General features: G+C 59.0%; 18 protein-coding genes. 11 read left to right on the top strand and 7 right to left on the bottom strand.

Going from position 1 to position 17,302, the window contains the following annotated elements; all coding sequences use genetic code 11:
• Window positions 1–25: 25 nt before the first annotated feature.
• From VY732_RS12730 to VY732_RS12740, 3 genes are all read right to left on the bottom strand, one after another.
• Window positions 26–319 carry a type II toxin-antitoxin system RelE/ParE family toxin gene (locus VY732_RS12730; protein ID WP_331695863.1) on the bottom strand — a complete coding sequence of 98 codons (294 nt, stop codon included), beginning with the start codon at window positions 317–319 and terminating at the stop codon, window positions 26–28.
• Window positions 300–494 carry a type II toxin-antitoxin system RelB family antitoxin gene (gene relB, locus VY732_RS12735; protein WP_077573204.1) on the bottom strand — a complete coding sequence of 65 codons (195 nt, stop codon included), beginning with the start codon at window positions 492–494 and terminating at the stop codon, window positions 300–302. Before relB ends, VY732_RS12730 begins: the two co-directional genes overlap by 20 nt.
• 255 nt (window positions 495–749) lie before the next feature.
• Complete coding sequence (locus tag VY732_RS12740; RefSeq protein ID WP_331695591.1) at window positions 750–1,697, bottom strand: SphA family protein; 948 nt, start codon at window positions 1,695–1,697, stop codon at window positions 750–752.
• A gap of 211 nt (window positions 1,698–1,908) precedes the next feature.
• Between VY732_RS12740 and VY732_RS12745 the strand changes: the two genes are divergently transcribed.
• Window positions 1,909–3,006, top strand: a complete 1,098-nt coding sequence (locus tag VY732_RS12745; protein ID WP_331695592.1) for an AraC family transcriptional regulator — start codon at window positions 1,909–1,911, stop codon at window positions 3,004–3,006.
• Window positions 3,007–3,071: 65 nt separating this feature from the next.
• Here VY732_RS12745 and VY732_RS12750 read toward each other — a convergent pair.
• A protein-coding gene (locus VY732_RS12750; RefSeq protein WP_331691757.1) for an IS3 family transposase occupies window positions 3,072–4,255 on the bottom strand; the annotation gives its coding sequence in 2 pieces (ribosomal slippage) (window positions 3,072–3,991 and window positions 3,991–4,255; 1,185 coding nt in all).
• 396 nt (window positions 4,256–4,651) lie between these two features.
• On the opposite strand from VY732_RS12750, the gene VY732_RS12755 reads away from it, so the two are divergent.
• The 6 genes from VY732_RS12755 (at window position 4,652) to VY732_RS12780 (ending at window position 11,117) form a co-directional block, all read left to right on the top strand.
• Entirely contained in the window at window positions 4,652–5,539 is an 888-nt protein-coding gene (locus VY732_RS12755) for a Dyp-type peroxidase (RefSeq protein ID WP_116029061.1), read from the top strand.
• A 10-nt stretch (window positions 5,540–5,549) separates the two neighbouring features.
• Entirely contained in the window at window positions 5,550–6,518 is a 969-nt protein-coding gene (locus VY732_RS12760) for a Gfo/Idh/MocA family protein (protein ID WP_331695593.1), read from the top strand.
• Window positions 6,519–6,728: 210 nt separating this feature from the next.
• The gene (locus tag VY732_RS12765) at window positions 6,729–7,481 is read left to right on the top strand and encodes a GntR family transcriptional regulator (RefSeq protein ID WP_038368826.1); all 753 of its coding nucleotides are present in this window, start codon (window positions 6,729–6,731) and stop codon (window positions 7,479–7,481) included.
• Window positions 7,478–9,208: a fumarate reductase/succinate dehydrogenase flavoprotein subunit gene (locus VY732_RS12770; protein ID WP_123595398.1), complete on the top strand. Its 1,731-nt coding sequence runs from the start codon at window positions 7,478–7,480 to the stop codon at window positions 9,206–9,208. The genes VY732_RS12765 and VY732_RS12770 overlap by 4 nt, the downstream gene beginning before the upstream one ends.
• A gap of 28 nt (window positions 9,209–9,236) precedes the next feature.
• On the top strand, window positions 9,237–9,482 hold the full coding sequence (locus VY732_RS12775; RefSeq protein WP_003225615.1) for a 4Fe-4S dicluster domain-containing protein: 246 nt from the start codon (window positions 9,237–9,239) through the stop codon (window positions 9,480–9,482).
• A 231-nt stretch (window positions 9,483–9,713) separates the two neighbouring features.
• Window positions 9,714–11,117 (top strand): ABC transporter substrate-binding protein, encoded by a 1,404-nt coding sequence (locus VY732_RS12780; RefSeq protein ID WP_331695594.1) that lies wholly within the window; start codon window positions 9,714–9,716, stop codon window positions 11,115–11,117.
• Between the two features lie 144 nt (window positions 11,118–11,261).
• On the opposite strand, the gene VY732_RS12785 is transcribed toward VY732_RS12780, so the two are convergent.
• A complete protein-coding gene (locus VY732_RS12785) occupies window positions 11,262–11,456 on the bottom strand; it encodes a hypothetical protein (protein ID WP_331695595.1) in 195 nt (64 codons plus the stop codon).
• 104 nt (window positions 11,457–11,560) lie between these two features.
• On the opposite strand from VY732_RS12785, the gene VY732_RS12790 reads away from it, so the two are divergent.
• Genes VY732_RS12790 through VY732_RS12805 form a run of 4 tightly spaced genes read left to right on the top strand, consistent with a single transcriptional unit; the run spans window position 11,561 to window position 14,422 of the window.
• Window positions 11,561–12,340 carry an ABC transporter permease gene (locus tag VY732_RS12790; protein ID WP_331695596.1) on the top strand — a complete coding sequence of 260 codons (780 nt, stop codon included), beginning with the start codon at window positions 11,561–11,563 and terminating at the stop codon, window positions 12,338–12,340.
• The gene (locus tag VY732_RS12795) at window positions 12,340–13,188 is read left to right on the top strand and encodes an ABC transporter ATP-binding protein (protein ID WP_077573190.1); all 849 of its coding nucleotides are present in this window, start codon (window positions 12,340–12,342) and stop codon (window positions 13,186–13,188) included. Before VY732_RS12790 ends, VY732_RS12795 begins: the two co-directional genes overlap by 1 nt.
• Window positions 13,185–14,147 (top strand): HEAT repeat domain-containing protein, encoded by a 963-nt coding sequence (locus VY732_RS12800; RefSeq protein ID WP_331695597.1) that lies wholly within the window; start codon window positions 13,185–13,187, stop codon window positions 14,145–14,147. The genes VY732_RS12795 and VY732_RS12800 overlap by 4 nt, the downstream gene beginning before the upstream one ends.
• Window positions 14,144–14,422 carry a DUF971 domain-containing protein gene (locus VY732_RS12805; protein WP_331695598.1) on the top strand — a complete coding sequence of 93 codons (279 nt, stop codon included), beginning with the start codon at window positions 14,144–14,146 and terminating at the stop codon, window positions 14,420–14,422. The genes VY732_RS12800 and VY732_RS12805 overlap by 4 nt, the downstream gene beginning before the upstream one ends.
• A 127-nt stretch (window positions 14,423–14,549) precedes the next feature.
• Here the strand turns inward: VY732_RS12805 and VY732_RS12810 are convergent, their stop codons facing one another.
• Window positions 14,550–16,208 carry a phosphoethanolamine transferase gene (locus VY732_RS12810; protein ID WP_331695599.1) on the bottom strand — a complete coding sequence of 553 codons (1,659 nt, stop codon included), beginning with the start codon at window positions 16,206–16,208 and terminating at the stop codon, window positions 14,550–14,552.
• A 221-nt stretch (window positions 16,209–16,429) separates the two neighbouring features.
• Window positions 16,430–17,167: a TorF family putative porin gene (locus tag VY732_RS12815; RefSeq protein ID WP_331695600.1), complete on the bottom strand. Its 738-nt coding sequence runs from the start codon at window positions 17,165–17,167 to the stop codon at window positions 16,430–16,432.
• Window positions 17,168–17,302: the final 135 nt, after the last annotated feature.

Below are 17,302 nucleotides of genomic sequence, written 5' to 3' on the forward strand. Positions count from 1 at the left end.
TGGGCGGCCGGTTGGTCGCCCTTTTTTATGTTGATGACGTTCGTGGGTATTGTTGTCGGGTGTGGACTAACGTCAGTATTTTGATGCGCCCGTTCACTCGATATACCAGCAGATAGTTTGGATTGACCACCATTTCCCGGGTGCCTGGCACTCGACCGGATCTGTAACCATAAGGGATTGATGAAAGCCTTTGCGTTGCTGCACCCACCTTGTGCTGCAGAGCCGCTGAAGCGTTGGAATTGTATTGTTCAATGTAATCGATAATGTCAGCCAGATCGTCCAGAGCCTGATCGCTCCATTCAAGCGGCAGCGCGTCGATTCTTGCGTTTCTCTTCTAATAATTGGTCGAGCCGCACCATGGCTTCCTCATGGGGAATGCCCGGGCGAGGATCATCCAGTACAGCCTGCACCTTGGCACGAAACCAGCGATCGTAGCTCTCGGCCTCTTCTTCGGATTCGAAGTCAGAGTAAAACGGGGAAAGTAATATGCTCATAGTGATCTCCGTGATCAATCTCGGCAGTTTAAGGGGGGACATGGCCCGTTGTCGTCACTGGCAGACGATGCACCCCATGAGCCCTTGAGCAACCATGGGATAACGGAGCCCAGTATCTGCAAGCGCACCCTTTAAATCTGCCAGACATTTCCCCCCGTTGTCCGGTAATCTCGACCGCCGCTGTAGGCGTATTCTTCCCCTCCGTTTTTCAGGTTTTCAGGCTACAAATCCAGGTGCGTTTTCCTACAAATACACTCAGAACGCATAGGGAATACTCACCTTCGCCCACAACATTTCCCCCTCCGGCCGGTTCTCCACATCAAACTCCTTGGCCCAGCGAATCTCCGCACTGGCGTACTTGAGAAAGGTGAAGTGCAGCGCCGGGCCAATCGCGAACACCTTGCCACGTACGCCATCATCAACGTCCTGCCCGGCAAACTGCACGGTGTGGCCGAACTGTTTGTCGTCGGTGGTCTGCTTGAGGAAGTAGCCGTTGACGCCGAGCATCAGGTCGTCGGTGATCTTGTAGCTGGCCGAATAATCGAAGTGGAAGATCTGCCCGGACTTGTAGTCAGTGTCCTTGTTCTTCTCGTTGAAGCTGTAGGTGGTCTTCATCGAGACTTCGGTGCGTTCAGTCGGCAGCCAGGTGAACGAGAACAGCGGTTTGTAGGTGTAGAAATTGTTGCTGGTGTTGGCCAGCCGATCGACGCTGTATTCGCCGGTCGGCACGGTGATTTCCACGGCGGCGCCGAGGGTCAGGTTTTTGCCCATGTCCCACAGGATGATCGGTGCGAAGGTGGTATCGCCCATGCCTTCGCGGGTGTCGCTCAAGCCGAACACCGAGACTTCCTGCTTCAACCACGGCTGGGCGATGTAACCGGCCAGGCGTCCGCCGAAGATGCGCACCGGGCTTAAATAATCAAGACGCGGAATCACTGCGGTGGATTCGATCTCGACATTCGGCACTTTGCCGCCGAACGAGCTGATGTTGAGCTTTCGCGCCTTGTAGTGGTTGTAGTAGAGGTTGAACGCGACCATGTTCTCCGGAAGGCTGTCGACTTCCAGCGGCAGCATGAAAAAGCCGTCGGTGCCGGTGCCGATGTTGTCGACGCCGGCTTCGGTGGCCAGGGCGGGCAACGTCAGAGGGCAACCCGCGATGAAAAGGGCGAGCGGCAAGAAGGATGTTGCACGGTTCTGGCTCATGACTGTCCTCATTATTATTGTGATTGGGACCTGGTACCGGTCGCTCGGAGCGCCGGTACGCTAGAAATAAGCGTTTGGCGTACGTTGCGGCAGGGTATTGGCGGACACCGAGGGGGGCATCTGCGGACAGTTCGCGCACCCTGTGCTAACTTCCTTCGACATAACCGGTTACAAAAATAACAATCAAGCGTGATCCGGAATGTCAGCCCCCATGAACGTAAAAGTCCAAGACCCGACCTTCGAACTGGCGCTGGTCTCGCCATTTCTTTTGCAAACCCTCGCTGAAGTCGCGCAGAACAAGGGCATCGATCCCCAGAGCCTGTGCCGTGGGCTGGGTTTCACCCTTGAGGATCTACAGGATCCGGCGCAGCGGATTTCCTATCGTCAGGCGGTGGCGATGATTCAGCGCGCGCTCAAAGTGCTGCCCAACCAAGGCCTGGGGCTGTGGGTGGGTGCGCAAAACGTGCTTGGGACGTTGGGGCTGCTCGGGCATGTGTTGTCGCTGTGCAAGACCTTGCGCGATGCCTTTGCGTTGGGCATTCGGCATCAGCACACCTCGGGCGGGATCGTGGTGTCCAGTGTCGATGTGGTTGGCGGGCAGGTGCATCTCGATGCTGAATGTCGTCTGCCATTTGCTGATGTGCAGGTGTTTGCGGTCGAGGAGTTTTTCGCCAGTTTGCTGGTGTATGGCCGCGCGCTGGTCGGGCCTGAGTTCAAGGCGATTGCCGTGGAATTTGTGCATGCCGCGCCGGATTACCTCAGCGAATACCAGCGCCTGCTCGGGCCGGAGGTGCGCTTCGGCTGCCTGCACAATCGCATGTTGATCGATGGGCAATGGCTGGATGTAAACCTGCCCAATCATCATTCGCTGGCATTGCGTCAGGCAGTGGCGTTGCTGGAGCTGGAAGCGGCGCAGGTGCATCAGAAGCTCGATCTGATTCAGGCCGTGGAACGGGCGATTGCCCGGGATCTGAGTAGCGGCAGTCACATTGAAAAGATTGCCGGTGATTTGAACATGAGCAGTCGCACGTTGCGGCGGCGTCTGACTGAACATGCGCTGACGTTTGAGGCGTTGCTGGAGCAGGTGCGGCAGGCGCGGACGATGAGTCTGCTGACCAATCCGGATATGCCGATCGAGCGGATTACCGAGGAAGTCGGCTACAGCGATGTGCGCAGTTTTCGCCGGGCGTTCAAGCGCTGGACGGGGCTGAGTCCGAGTGCTTGGCGTAATGACGCCAACCCTCACCCCAGCCCTCTCCCGGAGGGAGAGGGGGCCGACCGAGGTGTCTTGCGAGTTACATCGACCTGAAAGATTGCGTCGATTATGGATTCAGCGCTGCACGTTCAGGGCGGTGTTTTACCTCTATGCAGTGGTCAACTAATTCCGGACACCTCGATAGGTGGTTCTGACGCCATCGCCCGCTCATAGACGGTCGGTGGCAGATATCCCAGTTTCGAGTGCAGCCGTTCGTTGTTATAAAACCCAACGATGTACTCGGTGATGTCGCGGATCGCTTCAGCATGGTTGGCGTAGTCACGTCGCCATACCCGCTCCATTTTCAAACTCAGGAAGAAGCGTTCCATCACCGCATTGTCCCAGCAATTACCTTTACGGCTCATGCTCTGCTGCATGTCGTTTCTTGCCAGTAACTCTCTGTAAGTTGCACTTGCGTATTGACTGCCCCGATCTGAGTGGGCAATCAAGCCTGGTGGCGGTTGACGCTGCGCGATAGCCAGTTGCATCGCGGTGCACACCAGCTCTGCCGGCATGTTCGGAGCCATCGACCAGCCCACTATCTTGCGCGAGAACAAGTCCAATACTACGGCCAGATACAACCAGCCACTGCGGGTGCGGATATAGGTGATGTCGGCTACCCAGGCCTTGTTTGGCGCTACTGGATCAAATTTTCTGTTCAGTACATTCTCTGCAATCGGCAGGTCATGATTACTATCGGTTGTGTGTACAAACTTGCGCTTCCAGGCTGAACGCAGTCCGTTAGCCCGCATCAATCGACGGATTTTATACAGCCCGACAAGCATGCCTTTACCGCGCAAAGCGTCGCGCAAAGGGCGGCTGCCGTAGCAGCCTCCACTCTCGGCGAAAGACGCCTTGAGTTGCACAAGAACAGGACAACTCTGCCGAACAGGCGCATCGGCACGCTTCTGAGACTCATAGAAGCCTGAACGACTAATGCTCAGCAACCGACAGACATGAGCCACTGAGTAAGCCTTCTGTTGCAGCTGCCGAACCAGTCGATACCTTACTTCAGCTCGCGGGCAAAGAAGGCGGTAGCCTTTTTTAAGATGTCGTTATCCATCTTGAGCTGCCGATTTTCTTGTTCCAATTGCCGGATGCGCTGCTGTTCCGCCGTCAATGGCTTGCCGATTCCGGCCTGCCCCAGTTGCTCTGCCTCGTATTGCTGCACCCAGCGTCGAACGGCTGTCTCACCAATGTTCAGATCTTGGCAAACCTGCACAACGGTCAGTCCCTGATCCTTGATCATCTTCACGACTTGCAGCTTGAAGCTGTCGTCGAATGCCCTGCGTTTTTTAGTCATGAATAACTCCTCGATAGATGTATTTTCCACCTATCGGGGTGTCCGGGGAAATTAGACCACTGCACTATTATCCCCTCACCCCAGCCCTCTCCCAGAGGGAGAGGGGGCCGACCGAGGTGTCCTGCGAGTTACATCGACCTGAAAGATTGCGTCGATTATGGACTTGAGAGAGTGAAGGCTAACGGGGGTGTCTTGAGTCATACATCGACCTGAAAGATTTTTGTCGATTATGGATTCGGTACAGCACTTTCAAGTCGGCGTATCTCCACAGCATCCCCCAATCAGTTCCCTCTCCCCCCGGGAGAGGGCTAGGGTGAGGGGCTTTTGACTTCCATCCAAACCCCCACAAATCCTCCGGCCACAGGTAAACTCCCGCGCACTTTCCAAGGAGTTCACATGAGTTACTACCAGCCGGGCATTCTCGCCACCCCAGTTCCTGCGCAAGCACGTCACCTGTTTTTCGCCCTTGAGTCGGTGGAAGCGCTGCCGCAGGCGATCGACAATCTGCTGAATCAGGTGGACGGCAAGTCGGCGGTGGTCGGTTTCGGCGAATCCCTGGCCAAGGCGCTCAACGTGCAGATCGACGGCCTGCGCAGTTTCCCGGCGTTGACCGGCGTTGGCGTCGAGAACCCGTCGACCCAGCACGCGCTGTGGGTCTGGCTGCACGGCGTCGACCGTGGTGAACTGCTCAACCGTTGCAACGCCCTCGAAGCCGCACTGGCCCCGGCCCTGCGTCTGGTCGAGATGCAGGAAGCCTTCCGCCACAAGGATGGCCACGACCTGACCGGCTACGAAGACGGCACCGAAAACCCGCACGACGAAGCCGCCATCGCCGCCGCCCTGCAAAGCGCAGGCACTGATGGCATGGTCGGTGGCAGCTTCGCCGCGATCCAGCAATGGCAGCACGATCTCAAGGGTTTCCACAAACTGTCGGCCGACGACAAAGACAACATCATGGGCCGTCGCCTCAGCGATAACGAAGAGATCGACGACGCGCCAGTCTCTGCCCACGTCAAACGCACGGCGCAGGAAAGCTTCGCCCCGGAAGCGTTCGTCGTGCGCCGCTCGATGCCGTGGATCGAAGGTGATCGTGCCGGTCTGATGTTCCTCGCCTTCGGCTTCTCGCTGGATGCCTTCGAAGCACAACTGCGGCGCATGAGCGGTCTGGAAGACGGCATCACCGATGGCCTCTATCGCATCAGCCGCCCGATTACTGGCGGCTACTACTGGTGCCCGCCGCTGAAGGACGGTCACCTCGATCTGCGCGCCCTGCGCATTGGCTAAAGGAAGAGACATGAACGTGGTGCGTTGGGGCATGATCGGTTGTGGCAGCGTCGCTGAACGCAAGAGCGGCCCGGCTTTCTACAAAGCACCCGGTTCAGCGCTGGTGGCGGTGATGGGCCGACGGCTTGAGGCCGTGACTGACTACGCCGCGCGCCACGGCATCGATCGCGTCTACACCGACGTCGATGCGTTGATCAACGATCCCGAGGTGGACGCGGTATACATCGCCACGCCACCCGACAGCCACCATGCCTACAGCCTGAAAGTCGCCGCTGCCGGCAAGCATTGCTGCGTGGAAAAGCCGATGGCGTTGCATGCCGGGCAGAGCCGGGAAATGCAGCAGGCGTTTGCCGAGGCGGGTTTGCACCTGTTCGTTTCTTACTATCGCCGTTCGTTGCCACGCTTTGCGCAAGTGCGGCAATGGCTGGAGGAGGGGCGCATCGGTGACGTGCGGCATTTGAGCTGGACGCTGACCAAGGCACCGTCGCCGGCGGATCTGGACGGACGCGACAACTGGCGCACGGATCCGGCGGTGGCCGGTGGCGGTTACTTCGCTGATCTGGCCAGTCATGGTTTTGATCTGTTCCAGTACCTGCTCGGCGACATTGTCGAGGTCGCCGGTTTCACTGCGCGTCAGGCCGGGTTGTACGCGGCAGAAGACGCCGTCAGCGCCAGTTGGCGGTTTGCCTCCGGGGCACTGGGCATGGGTTGCTGGAGCTTTGTTGCGGATCGGCGTGAGGATCGGGTCGAGATCATCGGCAGCCTTGGGCGGATCAGTTTTTCGGTGTTTGATGAGCATCCCGTGCAATTGCATGCGGAGGAAATCATCAGCCTGGACATCCCTCATCACGAACACATTCAGTGGCATCACGTGCTGGGCATGAACGCTCACATTCGTGGTGATTCCAAACATCCCGCCGTCGCCGAACAAGCCCTCAAGACCGATTGGGTCATGGACCAGATCCTCAAACGCCAGTAGCACACAATTCCCGTGTAGGAGTGAGCCTGCTCGCGATAGCAGTGTGTCAGGCACCGGATTCGTATCTGATACACCGCTATCGCGAGCAGGCTCACTCCTACAAAAAGCGATCGTGTGAAGCATCTAAGGTTATGCCCAAACAATATTTCTCAACCTCGTCATAACAAATCTAAGATCACGTCATAACTCGTTATAACAAGTGATCCCGTGATGACCGATAACGTTCTTTCCCTTAGCAGCGTTCCTCTGCACACCCAGCTGCGCGACGTCCTGCGTGCGCGGATTCTCGACGGCGAATACCCGCAAGACAGCCAGATGCCCTCCGAAAGCGAACTCGGTGCGCTGTTCAAAGTCAGCCGCATCACCGTGCGCCAGGCGCTCGGCGATCTGCAAAAGGAAGGGCTGATCTTCAAGATCCACGGCAAAGGCACCTTCGTCGCCAAGCCGAAAACCTTTCAAAACGTCAGCAGCCTGCAAGGCCTCGCCGAGTCGATGACCGGGCGTGGCTACGAGGTGATCAACCGCCTGCGCAGCTTCAAATTCATCCCCGCCGACAAGCGCGTCGCCGAGCGTTTGCAAGTCGCCGAAGGCGAGACCGTCGCGCAGATCAAACGCGTGCGCTTGATCAACCGTGAGCCGATCTCGCTGGAAATCACCTACCTGCCCAAAGCCGTCGGCGAGCGACTGGAGAAGGCCGACCTGGTCACTCGCGACATCTTCCTGATCCTCGAAAACGACTGCGGCATTGCCCTCGGGCACGCTGATCTGGCTATCGACGCGGTGCTCGCCGACAGCGACCTGACCCAGGCGCTGAACGTCGAAGCCGGCTCGCCGATCATGCGTATCGAACGCCTGACCCACGACGCGCAAGGCCAGCCGCTGGACTTCGAACACCTTTACTACCGTGGCGATGCGTTCCAGTACCGTCTGCGGATCGACCGGCAAAAAGGGGAGCAGGCATGACCCGCAACGTTCTCGAACAGGAATACGACATCGTCGTCATCGGCGGCGGCACCGCAGGCCCGATGGCCGCGATCAAGGCCAAGGAAAAGAACCGCGACTTGCGCGTGTTGCTGGTCGACAAGGCCAACGTCAAACGCAGCGGCGCGATCAGCATGGGCATGGACGGCCTGAACAACGCGATCATTCCCGGTCACTCGACGCCTGAGCAGTACACCAAGGAAATCACCATCGCCAACGACGGCATCGTCAATCAGGCCGCCGTTTACGCCTACGCCACCCACAGCTTTGAAACCATCGAACAGCTCGACCGTTGGGGCGTGAAGTTCGAGAAGGACGAGACCGGCGATTACGCGGTGAAAAAAGTCCACCACATGGGCGCCTATGTGCTGCCGATGCCGGAAGGGCACGACATCAAAAAGGTTCTTTATCGCCAGTTGAAACGTGCCCGGGTGAGCATCACCAATCGCCTCGTTTGCACGCGGTTACTGACCGACGAGGAGGGCACTGTCAACGGTGTGATGGGCTTCGACTGCCGCAGCGCTGACTTCCATGTGATCAAAGCCAAAGCGGTGATCCTCGCCTGTGGCGCGGCCGGGCGTCTCGGTCTGCCGTCGTCGGGCTATCTGATGGGCACCTACGAAAACCCGACCAACGCTGGCGACGGTTACGCGATGGCCTATCACGCCGGCGCCGAACTGGCCAACCTCGAGTGCTTCCAGATCAACCCGCTGATCAAGGATTACAACGGCCCGGCCTGCGCCTACGTCACCGGCCCGCTGGGTGGTTACACCGCCAACAACAAGGGCGAACGCTTCATCGAGTGCGACTACTGGAGCGGGCAGATGATGTGGGAATTCCACCAGGAACTGGAAAGCGGCAACGGCCCGGTGTTCCTCAAACTCGATCACCTGGCCGAAGAAACCATCCAGAACATCGAGGAGATTCTGCACAGCAACGAGCGGCCGAGCCGTGGGCAGTTTCACGCCAATCGTGGCACCGACTACCGCACGCAGATGGTCGAAATGCACATCTCCGAAATCGGCTTTTGCAGCGGTCATTCGGCGTCTGGTGTGTGGGTCAACGAGCGTGCCGAGACGTCGGTGAAAGGCTTGTACTCGGCGGGTGATATGGCCGCCGTGCCGCATAACTACATGCTCGGCGCGTTCACCTATGGCTGGTTCGCCGGACATAACGCCGCCGACTTTGTCGCCGGGCGCGAGTTTTCCGCGCTGGATGCCGAGCAGATCGAAAAGGAAAAAGCCCGCGTCTACGCACCGCTGGATCGCGAGCACGGTCTGCCGCCGGCCCAGGTCGAATACAAGCTGCGGCGCTTCGTCAACGATTACCTGCAACCGCCGAAAGTCACCAAGAAAATGCAGATAGGCCTGCAACGCTTCAGCGACATCGAACGCGATCTCGAGCAGATGAAGGCCAACAACGCCCACGAACTGATGCGCGCGATGGAAACCAGCGTGATCCGCGACTGTGCCGAAATGGCCGCCCGCGCCTCGTTGTTCCGCGCCGAAAGCCGCTGGGGCCTGTACCACTATCGCGTCGATCATCCGCAGCGCAACGACAGCGAATGGTTTTGCCATTGCCACCTGAAGAAGGGTGATGACGGCCAGATGACCAGTTTCAAGAAAGCCGTCGAGCCTTACATCATCCCGCTCGATGCTGAAGAAATGCAGGCTTACGACCGTTTGCGGGTCGGTGCATTCGCCGCTTGATACATCAATAAATCAAAGAGTCCGAACCATGGCCTATCAAGCTCAGGAAATCTTCTTCCGCTCCAACGCCCCCGTCACCGTGGACGAGGACAAATGCATCGCCGAAAAGGGCTGCACCGTGTGTGTCGACGTTTGCCCGATGGATTTGCTGGCGATCAACCCGGCGACGCAGAAGGCCTATATGGCGTTCGATGAGTGCTGGTACTGCATGCCGTGCGAAAAGGACTGCCCGACGGGTGCCGTGAAAGTCGACATCCCCTATCTCCTGCGTTGAAACCCGATCCCCTGTAGGAGTGAGCCTGCTCGCGATAGCGGTGTGTCAGTCAGCACATCAACATCTGGAAAACCGCTATCGCGAGCAGGCTCACTCCTACATTTGAACTGTGACAACCCAAAGCCATCCGGTGAACCCCGGACGCTGGATTCACCGAAAACCCCTCGTTTCCCACCGCGCCCTGATCGCGGCGGAGACGAACTCAAATAAATGATTCGAGGGGAAATAACCATGTTGCGTGCAGCAATCGCCGGTCTGGTACTGGCTTCGTTCACCTTGTCGGCCTCGGCCGAAACCATCCGCATTGCCATCGGCACCCAGGACACCACCATCAACTGCGCCGCCGGCGGCTTGTTGATTCGTGAACTCGGTCTGCTCGACAAATACCTGCCCCACGACGGCGCCTACAAAGACGCCAAGTACGACGTGCAGTGGAAGAACTTCACCAGCGGCGCGCCGCTGACCAACGAGATGGTCGCCGGCAAACTCGACTTCGGCGCCATGGCCGATTTCCCCGGTGCGTTCAACGGTGTCGCGTTTGAAACCGCCGGCAAGCACAGCCTGTTCATCAGCGTGTTGTCGGGCAGCATCAAGGGCAGCGGCAACGGCATCGTCGTGCCGAGCGCATCCGGTGTGCAGTCGCTCAGCGAACTCAAGGGCAAGACGATTTCTGTGCCGTTCGCCTCCACCGCCCACGGCATGTTGCTGCGTGCGGTGGCGGCGCAGGGCTGGGATCCGCTCAAGGATGTCAACATCATCGCCCAGCCGCCGGAAGTCGCCGGCTCCGCGTTGCAGGCCGGCAAAATCGACGCTCACGCCGATTTTGTGCCGTTCGCCGAGCTGTTCCCGAGCCGGGGTTTCGCCCGCAAGATCTACGACGGCGCCCAGGCCAATGCGCCGACATTCCACGGTGCGCTGGTGGATCAGGCTTATGCGAAGAAGTATCCGGAGATCGTCGTCGCGTACCTGCGCGCGAGCATCGAGGCCAATCAACTGCTCGCTGCCGAGCCTGAGAAGTACAGCGAGCTGATCGCCAAAGTCACCGGTGTCGATGCCGAGGTGAATTACCTGTTCCACGGCCCGCTCGGCGTGCAGACCCGCGACCTGAGCTGGAAGCCGGAATATCGCCAGGCGGTCGGCACGGCTATCGATACGTTGAAGCTGTTGAAGAAGGCTGATCGCGGGCTCGATCTGAACAGCTTCATTGATGATCAGTACATCCGTGCGGCGTTCAAGGCGTCGGGTCTGGATTACACCGCGCAATTGGCGAACTACGCGCAGACGCCGTTGAAGGCCACGGATGCGGCGACCGGTAAAGCGATCAGTGACTTCAGCCATGTCGCGGAAATCTGGGTGCGCGGTGAGAGCAAGGTGCGGCAGTACGCGTCTGCGGAAGAGGCGTTTACCGCGCTGGCGGCTTTGAAGCAGGCAGGCAAAAACGTGCGGGCAGTGTATGCGCAGGCCAGTGACAGCGGGATCAAGTTGCTCGCGGAGCAGGCGTGGTTTGCCAGTGATGCGAAGGGGCGTCTGAGTGCGTTTCTGCTCAAGGGGCAGGCTCAGCAATATGCTTCAGCGCAGGGTGGCAAGGTTTTCGACTTCACCGACGCCACTGCCCAGGCGGTTGCTGCGCGTTGATGAAGATCAAAAGCCCCTCACCCTAGCCCTCTCCCGGAGGGAGAGGGGACTGACCGCGGTGTTTTGGCAAGGTACGCCGACCTGAAATACCGAGTCGAACTCAGGTTCTGAAAAGCACGAATATCGCTCCTTCTTGAACCGAACTCAGGTTTGAAAAGCATGAAGATCGGCTCCTTCTTGAGCCGAACTCAGGTTTTGAAAAGCATGAAGATCGGCTCCTTCTTGAGCCGATCTCAGGTTTTGAAAAGCACGAATATCGGCTCCTTCTTGAGTCGAACTCAGGTTTGAAAGGCATGAAGATCGGCTCCTTCTTGAGCCGAACTCAGGTTTGAAAGGCATGAAGATCAGCTCCCTTTCCCCCTCGCCCCCCTTGGGGGGAGAGGGCTGGGGTGAGGGGGGGAAATCTCAGCCATCACACAGATCCAGAACTGGAAACCCGCTCCATGAAAACACCCATCCGCTGGACATCAAGAGCCTCATCCTTGCTGCTCTGCCTGCTGTTCTGGCAACTCGCCGCCAGCCACCACTGGAACCTCGGCCTGGTCACCTTCGCTAACGTGCCAACACCCATCGCGGTGATCGAAGCGGCGCTGGGTCTGGGCGACTCCGGCAAGCTCCTGCAACACCTCACCGCCAGCCTCAGCCGCGTCTTCGCCGGTTACCTCGCCGCATTGCTGATCGGCATCGCCCTCGGTCTGGCCATCGGCCGTTCAAAATGGGCCGAAGACCTGCTGCTGCCCCCACTGGAAGTCCTGCGCCCGATCCCCGCCGTCGCATGGATTCCACTGGCCATCCTGATGTTCCCATCCTCGGAACTGTCGATGGTCTTCATCACCTTCACCGGCGCGCTGTTCCCGATCCTGCTCAACACCGTGCACGGTGTCGAAGGCGTCGATCCACGCCTGATCGCCTCAGCGAAAAGCCTCGGGGCAGGGCGCCGGGCGATCCTGCTGGAAGTGATCCTCCCGGGCGCGGCGCCAAGCATCATCACGGGTCTGGCGATCGGCATGGGCACGTCTTGGTTCTGCCTGGTCACGGCGGAAATGATCTCCGGCCAGTTCGGCATCGGTTACTACACCTGGGAGTCCTACACCATTCAGAACTACGCCGACATCGTCGTCGGCATGTTGCTGATCGGCGTGCTGGGCATGGGCAGCAGTCTGCTGATCAAACGCCTCGGCGGGTTGTTCACGCCTTGGCATCGACCGCGAGGAAAAGCCTGATGAGCGTGATGCAAACCCCGGAAGGGCGGATCGATATTCGCCAACTGTCCATCGTTCTCGGCGCAGGACGGGAAGCGTTCGAAGCCGTGCGCGAACTCGATTGCCAGATCGAGCCCGGCCAGTTCGTCTGCATTCTTGGCCCGTCCGGTTGCGGTAAATCGACCTTGCTCGGTGCCTTGGCCGGGCATCTGAACGCGCATGCCGGCAGCCTGAAAGTCGATGGCGCGGCGGTGTCCGGCCCGTCACCGCAGCGCGGCATGGTGTTTCAGCACCACACGCTGTTTCCGTGGCGTACGGTGCGTGACAACGTCGCCTTCGGCCTGAAAATGCGTGGCATCGGCAAGGCCGAACGTCATCGCGCCGCCGATGACATTCTCAAACTGGTCGGTCTCGAAGGTTTCGCCGAACGTTGGCCAGATCAGCTGTCCGGCGGCATGCAGCAACGCGTCGAAATCGCCCGTGTGCTGGTCAATCGTCCGCGCCTGCTGCTGATGGACGAGCCATTCGGCGCGCTGGATGCGCTCACCCGTTTGAATATGCAAGAGCTGCTGCTGGACATCTGGACGCGCATCCGCACCACCGTGGTCTTCGTTACCCATGACATCGACGAGGCGTTGTTCCTCGCCGATCGCCTGCTGGTGATGAGCGCACGACCGGGGCGAATCATCGAAGACTTGCGCCTGGATTTCGCCCGGCCACGCACCAGCGAACTGGTCACCAGTCCTGAATTCTCGCGCCTCAAACGCCACTGTCTCGACCTGCTGCGCCATGACGATGACCGACCGCTGCCGCGCCTCAATCCGCTCGGCCTGCCTCCTGAAAACCCTTTGCCGCGATTTGCCCTATGACCTCTATTTTTGCTGTGACCGATAACCAAGACATTCTCGATCTGCAACCGCGCCTGACTGCTGACGATGCGGGTGTGCGGCGTATTGCGCTGATCGATCTGGCCGATCTCGAAGAGCCGGATGGCTTGCTCTGGCTGGTCGATCGCCTCGGTCAGGATCCCGCCGAAGAAGTCCGCGCCGAAGCCGCACGGTTGCTGGAGGCTTGGGAAGATGAGGACGTCGTGCAAGCGTTGTGCGAGGCGCTGACTGACCCGTCGCCCTCCGTGCAATCCGCCGCAGCGCAAAGTCTGAGTCTGCTCAAGACTGAAGCAGCGGGGCGGGTGATTCTGCCGTGGACCGATCACGCCGACGTCAGCGTGCGCATCGCCGCATTTCGCGCCTTGCGAGAACTGCGTTTCGCCGACGCGGCTCCTTCAGCCGTCGCGGCATTGAACGATGCCGACGCCAATGTCCGTCGCGAAGCCGTCGGCGTGCTCGGCTGGCTCAAGCAACTCGACGCACTGCCAGCCCTGGCGCGATTGGCCAGCGATGACCCGGACACCGAAGTACGCCGCGCCGCCACCGGCGCTTTGGGCCTGGCCTCCAGCGCCGACGTCCTCCCGGCCCTGCGCCAGGCCTTGCAGGACAACGCCTGGCAAGTGCGCGAAGAAGCCGCAACGACACTGGGCAAAGTCGGCCACCGCGACGCCGGCCCGGCGCTGGTCGAAGCCTTGAGCGACGATTACTGGCAAGTGCGCCTGCGCGCCACCCGCAGCCTCGGTCGTTTGCAATTTGCCCCGGCACTGGACGCGCTGATTGAAACCCTCGGTCATCGCATCAGCAACCTGCGCAAGGAAGCCGCGCTGGCCTTGGGTGAACTGAATGATCGTGGTGCCGTGGCGGCGCTGCAGGCCGCGCAGGACGACGGCGACCCGGAAGTGCGCAAAGCCGTGCGCATCGCGTTGAGTCAGTTGCAATGAACCCGCTAACGGTGGGGAATTCGCAAAGCGAAGGCACCTTGCGCTTGAGCTGGCCGGACGGCCGCGAACAACAACTCAATCACGCCGAATTGCGCCGCCAGTGCCCGTGCTCGCAATGCCGCGCGTTTCGCCTGAAAGGTCTGACGCCGCTGGTGGATGATCGCGTACGCCTGATCGAACTCAACCCCCAGGGCTACGGCGTGCAACTGGTGTTCAGCGACGGCCACCAGCGCGGCATTTACCCGTGGGCCTACCTGGCAAACCTCAATTCTTGATACACCACAGCCCCCTGTAGGAGTGAGCCTGCTCGCGATAGCGGTGGATCAGCCAACATCGTTGTTGAATGACACACCGCTATCGCGAGCAGGCTCACTCCTACAAGGGATCTACGCAATATCCGGGTTATTGCGCAGCTGTCATCGAAGGCCGGCAACCATGAAAAATATCCAGCCCCGGCTGATACAGCGACGTCTTCACCTCAAACAACCCCAGCACCGAATGAAACAGGTTGTCGTGGCTCAGATCCGCCTGCCCGGTCTTGCCTTGCAGGCAGCCGCGGTCAATCCCTTCACTCGCCAGCGTGCCGTCGCCGAACCACATCACCATCGGCACATGGGTCTGCGCTTCAGGTGCCAGCGCATACGGCGCCGCGTGCAGATACAAGCCGTTCTCGCCCAGCGATTCACCGTGGTCGGAGACGTACACCATCGAGGTGTCCAGCGAGTCCTGATTGCGCTTGAGCAGTTCGATGACCTTGGCGAGGAAATGGTCGGTGTACAGAATCGTGTTGTCGTACACGTTCACCAGTTCATCGCGGCTGCAACTGCCCAACTGGTTGGTGTGGCAGATCGGTTTGAAGCGCTCCATGGCTTTCGGATAACGCTCGTAGTATTCCGGGCCGTGGCTGCCGTCGGCGTGCAGGACGATGATCGCGTGGCCCTTGAGGCTGTCGATGTAGCTTTGCAGATCTTGCAACAGCGCCTCGTCGAGGCAGTTGTTGCCATCGCAGAACGGCCCCGGTTGATTCTTCGAAATGTCGCGATGCGGCACCCGCAGGCAGGTGCCTTTGCAGTCGCTGTTGTTGTCCAGCCACAGCACCTGCACGCCGGCGCGTTGAAGGATGTCGAGCAGGCCTTGGTAGGTTTTGCCTTTCTTGTCGCTGTAATCCTCACGCGGGAACATCGAGAACATGCACGGCACCGAGACCGCCGTCGACGTGCCGCAGGAATGCACCTGGGTGAAATTGAGGATGTCCAGTTTGCTCAGTTCCGGATTGGTCTCGCGTTCATAGCCGTTCAGTGAGAAGTGATCGGCGCGCGCGGTTTCACCGACCACAAACACCATCAGCGATTTCTTCTCGCGGCTGGCGGCCTTGGCGCTCATCACCGCGTCTTCACCAATGGCCTGCACCACAAAGTGCTTTTTGATGCCCAGGCGTTGCTTGGTGTACTTGCTGATCGCGTAGATGTAGTTGGTCGGGTTGATGAAGTGGGTGAGCTTGTCTTCTTCGCGAAAGATCGGCGCGTAGGTCGAATAGAACGTGCCCACCGAAGCCGCGATCACCACTACACAGGCGATGATCACCAGAATCTTGTTGAGCAAGCCGCGAAAGAACGGCCGATAACTCACCGGCCAACGCCAGATCAACGCCGCCGGCAACACACCGAGCAACAGCAGGTAAGCCAGCAGTTTGCCGTTGAACAGCGCGGTGGCTTCGGCGGGGTTGGTTTCGAAGACGTTCTGGATCATCACCGTGTCGATGGTGATGCCGTATTCGTTCATGAAATACGCGGCGCACGCCGAGAGCAGGGCGACCACGGTGAGCACCGGTTTCAGTGTCCAGCGGAACGACACCAGGGTCAGCAGCAGGGTGATCGCGGCCCACAAAAACAGCCCAAACGAAGCAAAGAATGCCACTTTGTGCGCGCCTTGCAGGGTGATCAGCGTACCCAGCGCCTTCCAGGTCGCCAGGTTGTACAACGCCACCAGTGCTAGGGAAAACAGCAGCACCAGTCGGGTAGGAGTGATGGACGGTAAACGCAGTCCGTTGCCCAAAGCCATGTCAAACATTCCTCTACATGAATGAAAACCACGCGGTTGCGCGGGTAACTGTAGAAGAACATTAGTAAAAAATTCGTAAACATCCTGTAACAACTACCGAATTCAAAGCAAATCCTTGTAGGAGTGAGCCTGCTCGCGATAGCGGTGTGTCAGGTGTCGATGTGTTGTCTGACACACCGCTATCGCGAGCAGGCTCACTCCTGCAATGGATCTCGGTGGGGTCAGAAAGATTTGCTGACGCTGGCGACGACGGTGGCGGTGCAGACGTCTTTGAAACCCCAATTGCTCAGGCATTGGGTTTGTGAGAGATCAGTGTCGATGTAGCTCAGGCCCAACACCACCCCGGCCAGGTTATGGGTGAGTTTTACTTCCCATTCCCGATAACTGTCCTCCGCCTGCCCGGACGCCGAGTACAAATGCGCATCCTTGAAATCCATATTGCCGTAGCGCAACTTCAATCCTGAGTCGTACGGCAACTCGGTTTCATAGCCGATATAGCTGTACAGCGAACTCTGCTTGCTATCGATCCCCGGCGCATCACTGGAGTAATACGCCGCCAGCTTCACCCCATAAACCCCGAGAATCCCGTAGACCTCGCTCTGGTTGAACTGGCTTTCCTTGGGGTAGGCGTACTTGATGTAGCCCAGATCGAGGCTGACCTCCTCGGTCGCCTGCCACAGCCAGCCGCCGTAGTAATCGACTTCCTGGCGGGTTTTCAGCCCGTCGCCGAAATCGACGTTGGAACTCCAGGCGCCGAGGTACAGACCGCTGCTGTGCGCGAGGGTCAGGCCGGCTTGCACCGCTGGGTCATTCTGGGTTTGCGAGATGCCCCGCGTGCGGTAGTCGCTGGCGAGGGTCAGGTCTACCTCCAGCGCAAAGTCATCGTTCAAGGGGATTGCAAAACTGCTCAACGGCAGCACGCTCAAGAAACTCAGGGCGAACAGAGGCAAGGCTTTCATGTGAAGTCCCGATGTTGTGATTATTTTTGGGCAGTACGAAAACCTTGTAGGAGTGAGCCTGCTCGCGATAGCGGTATTGCATTCAACATTGTTGTTGGCTGACACACCGCTATCGCGAGCAGGCTCACTCCTACA

The organism is Pseudomonas sp. ZY71 (assembly GCF_036542145.1).
Taxonomy (GTDB): domain Bacteria; phylum Pseudomonadota; class Gammaproteobacteria; order Pseudomonadales; family Pseudomonadaceae; genus Aquipseudomonas; species Aquipseudomonas koreensis_A.

Bases quoted from the DNA above. Each gene is read 5' to 3' on its own strand.
- relB (WP_077573204.1), bottom strand. From the start codon at position 494: ATGAGCATATTACTTTCCCCGTTTTACTCTGACTTCGAATCCGAAGAA.
- VY732_RS12740 (WP_331695591.1), bottom strand. From the start codon at position 1,697: ATGAGCCAGAACCGTGCAACATCCTTCTTGCCGCTCGCCCTTTTCATC.
- VY732_RS12745 (WP_331695592.1), top strand. From the start codon at position 1,909: ATGAACGTAAAAGTCCAAGACCCGACCTTCGAACTGGCGCTGGTCTCG.
- VY732_RS12755 (WP_116029061.1), top strand. From the start codon at position 4,652: ATGAGTTACTACCAGCCGGGCATTCTCGCCACCCCAGTTCCTGCGCAA.
- VY732_RS12760 (WP_331695593.1), top strand. From the start codon at position 5,550: ATGAACGTGGTGCGTTGGGGCATGATCGGTTGTGGCAGCGTCGCTGAA.
- VY732_RS12765 (WP_038368826.1), top strand. From the start codon at position 6,729: ATGACCGATAACGTTCTTTCCCTTAGCAGCGTTCCTCTGCACACCCAG.
- VY732_RS12770 (WP_123595398.1), top strand. From the start codon at position 7,478: ATGACCCGCAACGTTCTCGAACAGGAATACGACATCGTCGTCATCGGC.
- VY732_RS12775 (WP_003225615.1), top strand. From the start codon at position 9,237: ATGGCCTATCAAGCTCAGGAAATCTTCTTCCGCTCCAACGCCCCCGTC.
- VY732_RS12780 (WP_331695594.1), top strand. From the start codon at position 9,714: ATGTTGCGTGCAGCAATCGCCGGTCTGGTACTGGCTTCGTTCACCTTG.
- VY732_RS12785 (WP_331695595.1), bottom strand. From the start codon at position 11,456: ATGCCTTTCAAACCTGAGTTCGGCTCAAGAAGGAGCCGATCTTCATGC.
- VY732_RS12790 (WP_331695596.1), top strand. From the start codon at position 11,561: ATGAAAACACCCATCCGCTGGACATCAAGAGCCTCATCCTTGCTGCTC.
- VY732_RS12795 (WP_077573190.1), top strand. From the start codon at position 12,340: ATGAGCGTGATGCAAACCCCGGAAGGGCGGATCGATATTCGCCAACTG.
- VY732_RS12800 (WP_331695597.1), top strand. From the start codon at position 13,185: ATGACCTCTATTTTTGCTGTGACCGATAACCAAGACATTCTCGATCTG.
- VY732_RS12805 (WP_331695598.1), top strand. From the start codon at position 14,144: ATGAACCCGCTAACGGTGGGGAATTCGCAAAGCGAAGGCACCTTGCGC.
- VY732_RS12810 (WP_331695599.1), bottom strand. From the start codon at position 16,208: ATGGCTTTGGGCAACGGACTGCGTTTACCGTCCATCACTCCTACCCGA.
- VY732_RS12815 (WP_331695600.1), bottom strand. From the start codon at position 17,167: ATGAAAGCCTTGCCTCTGTTCGCCCTGAGTTTCTTGAGCGTGCTGCCG.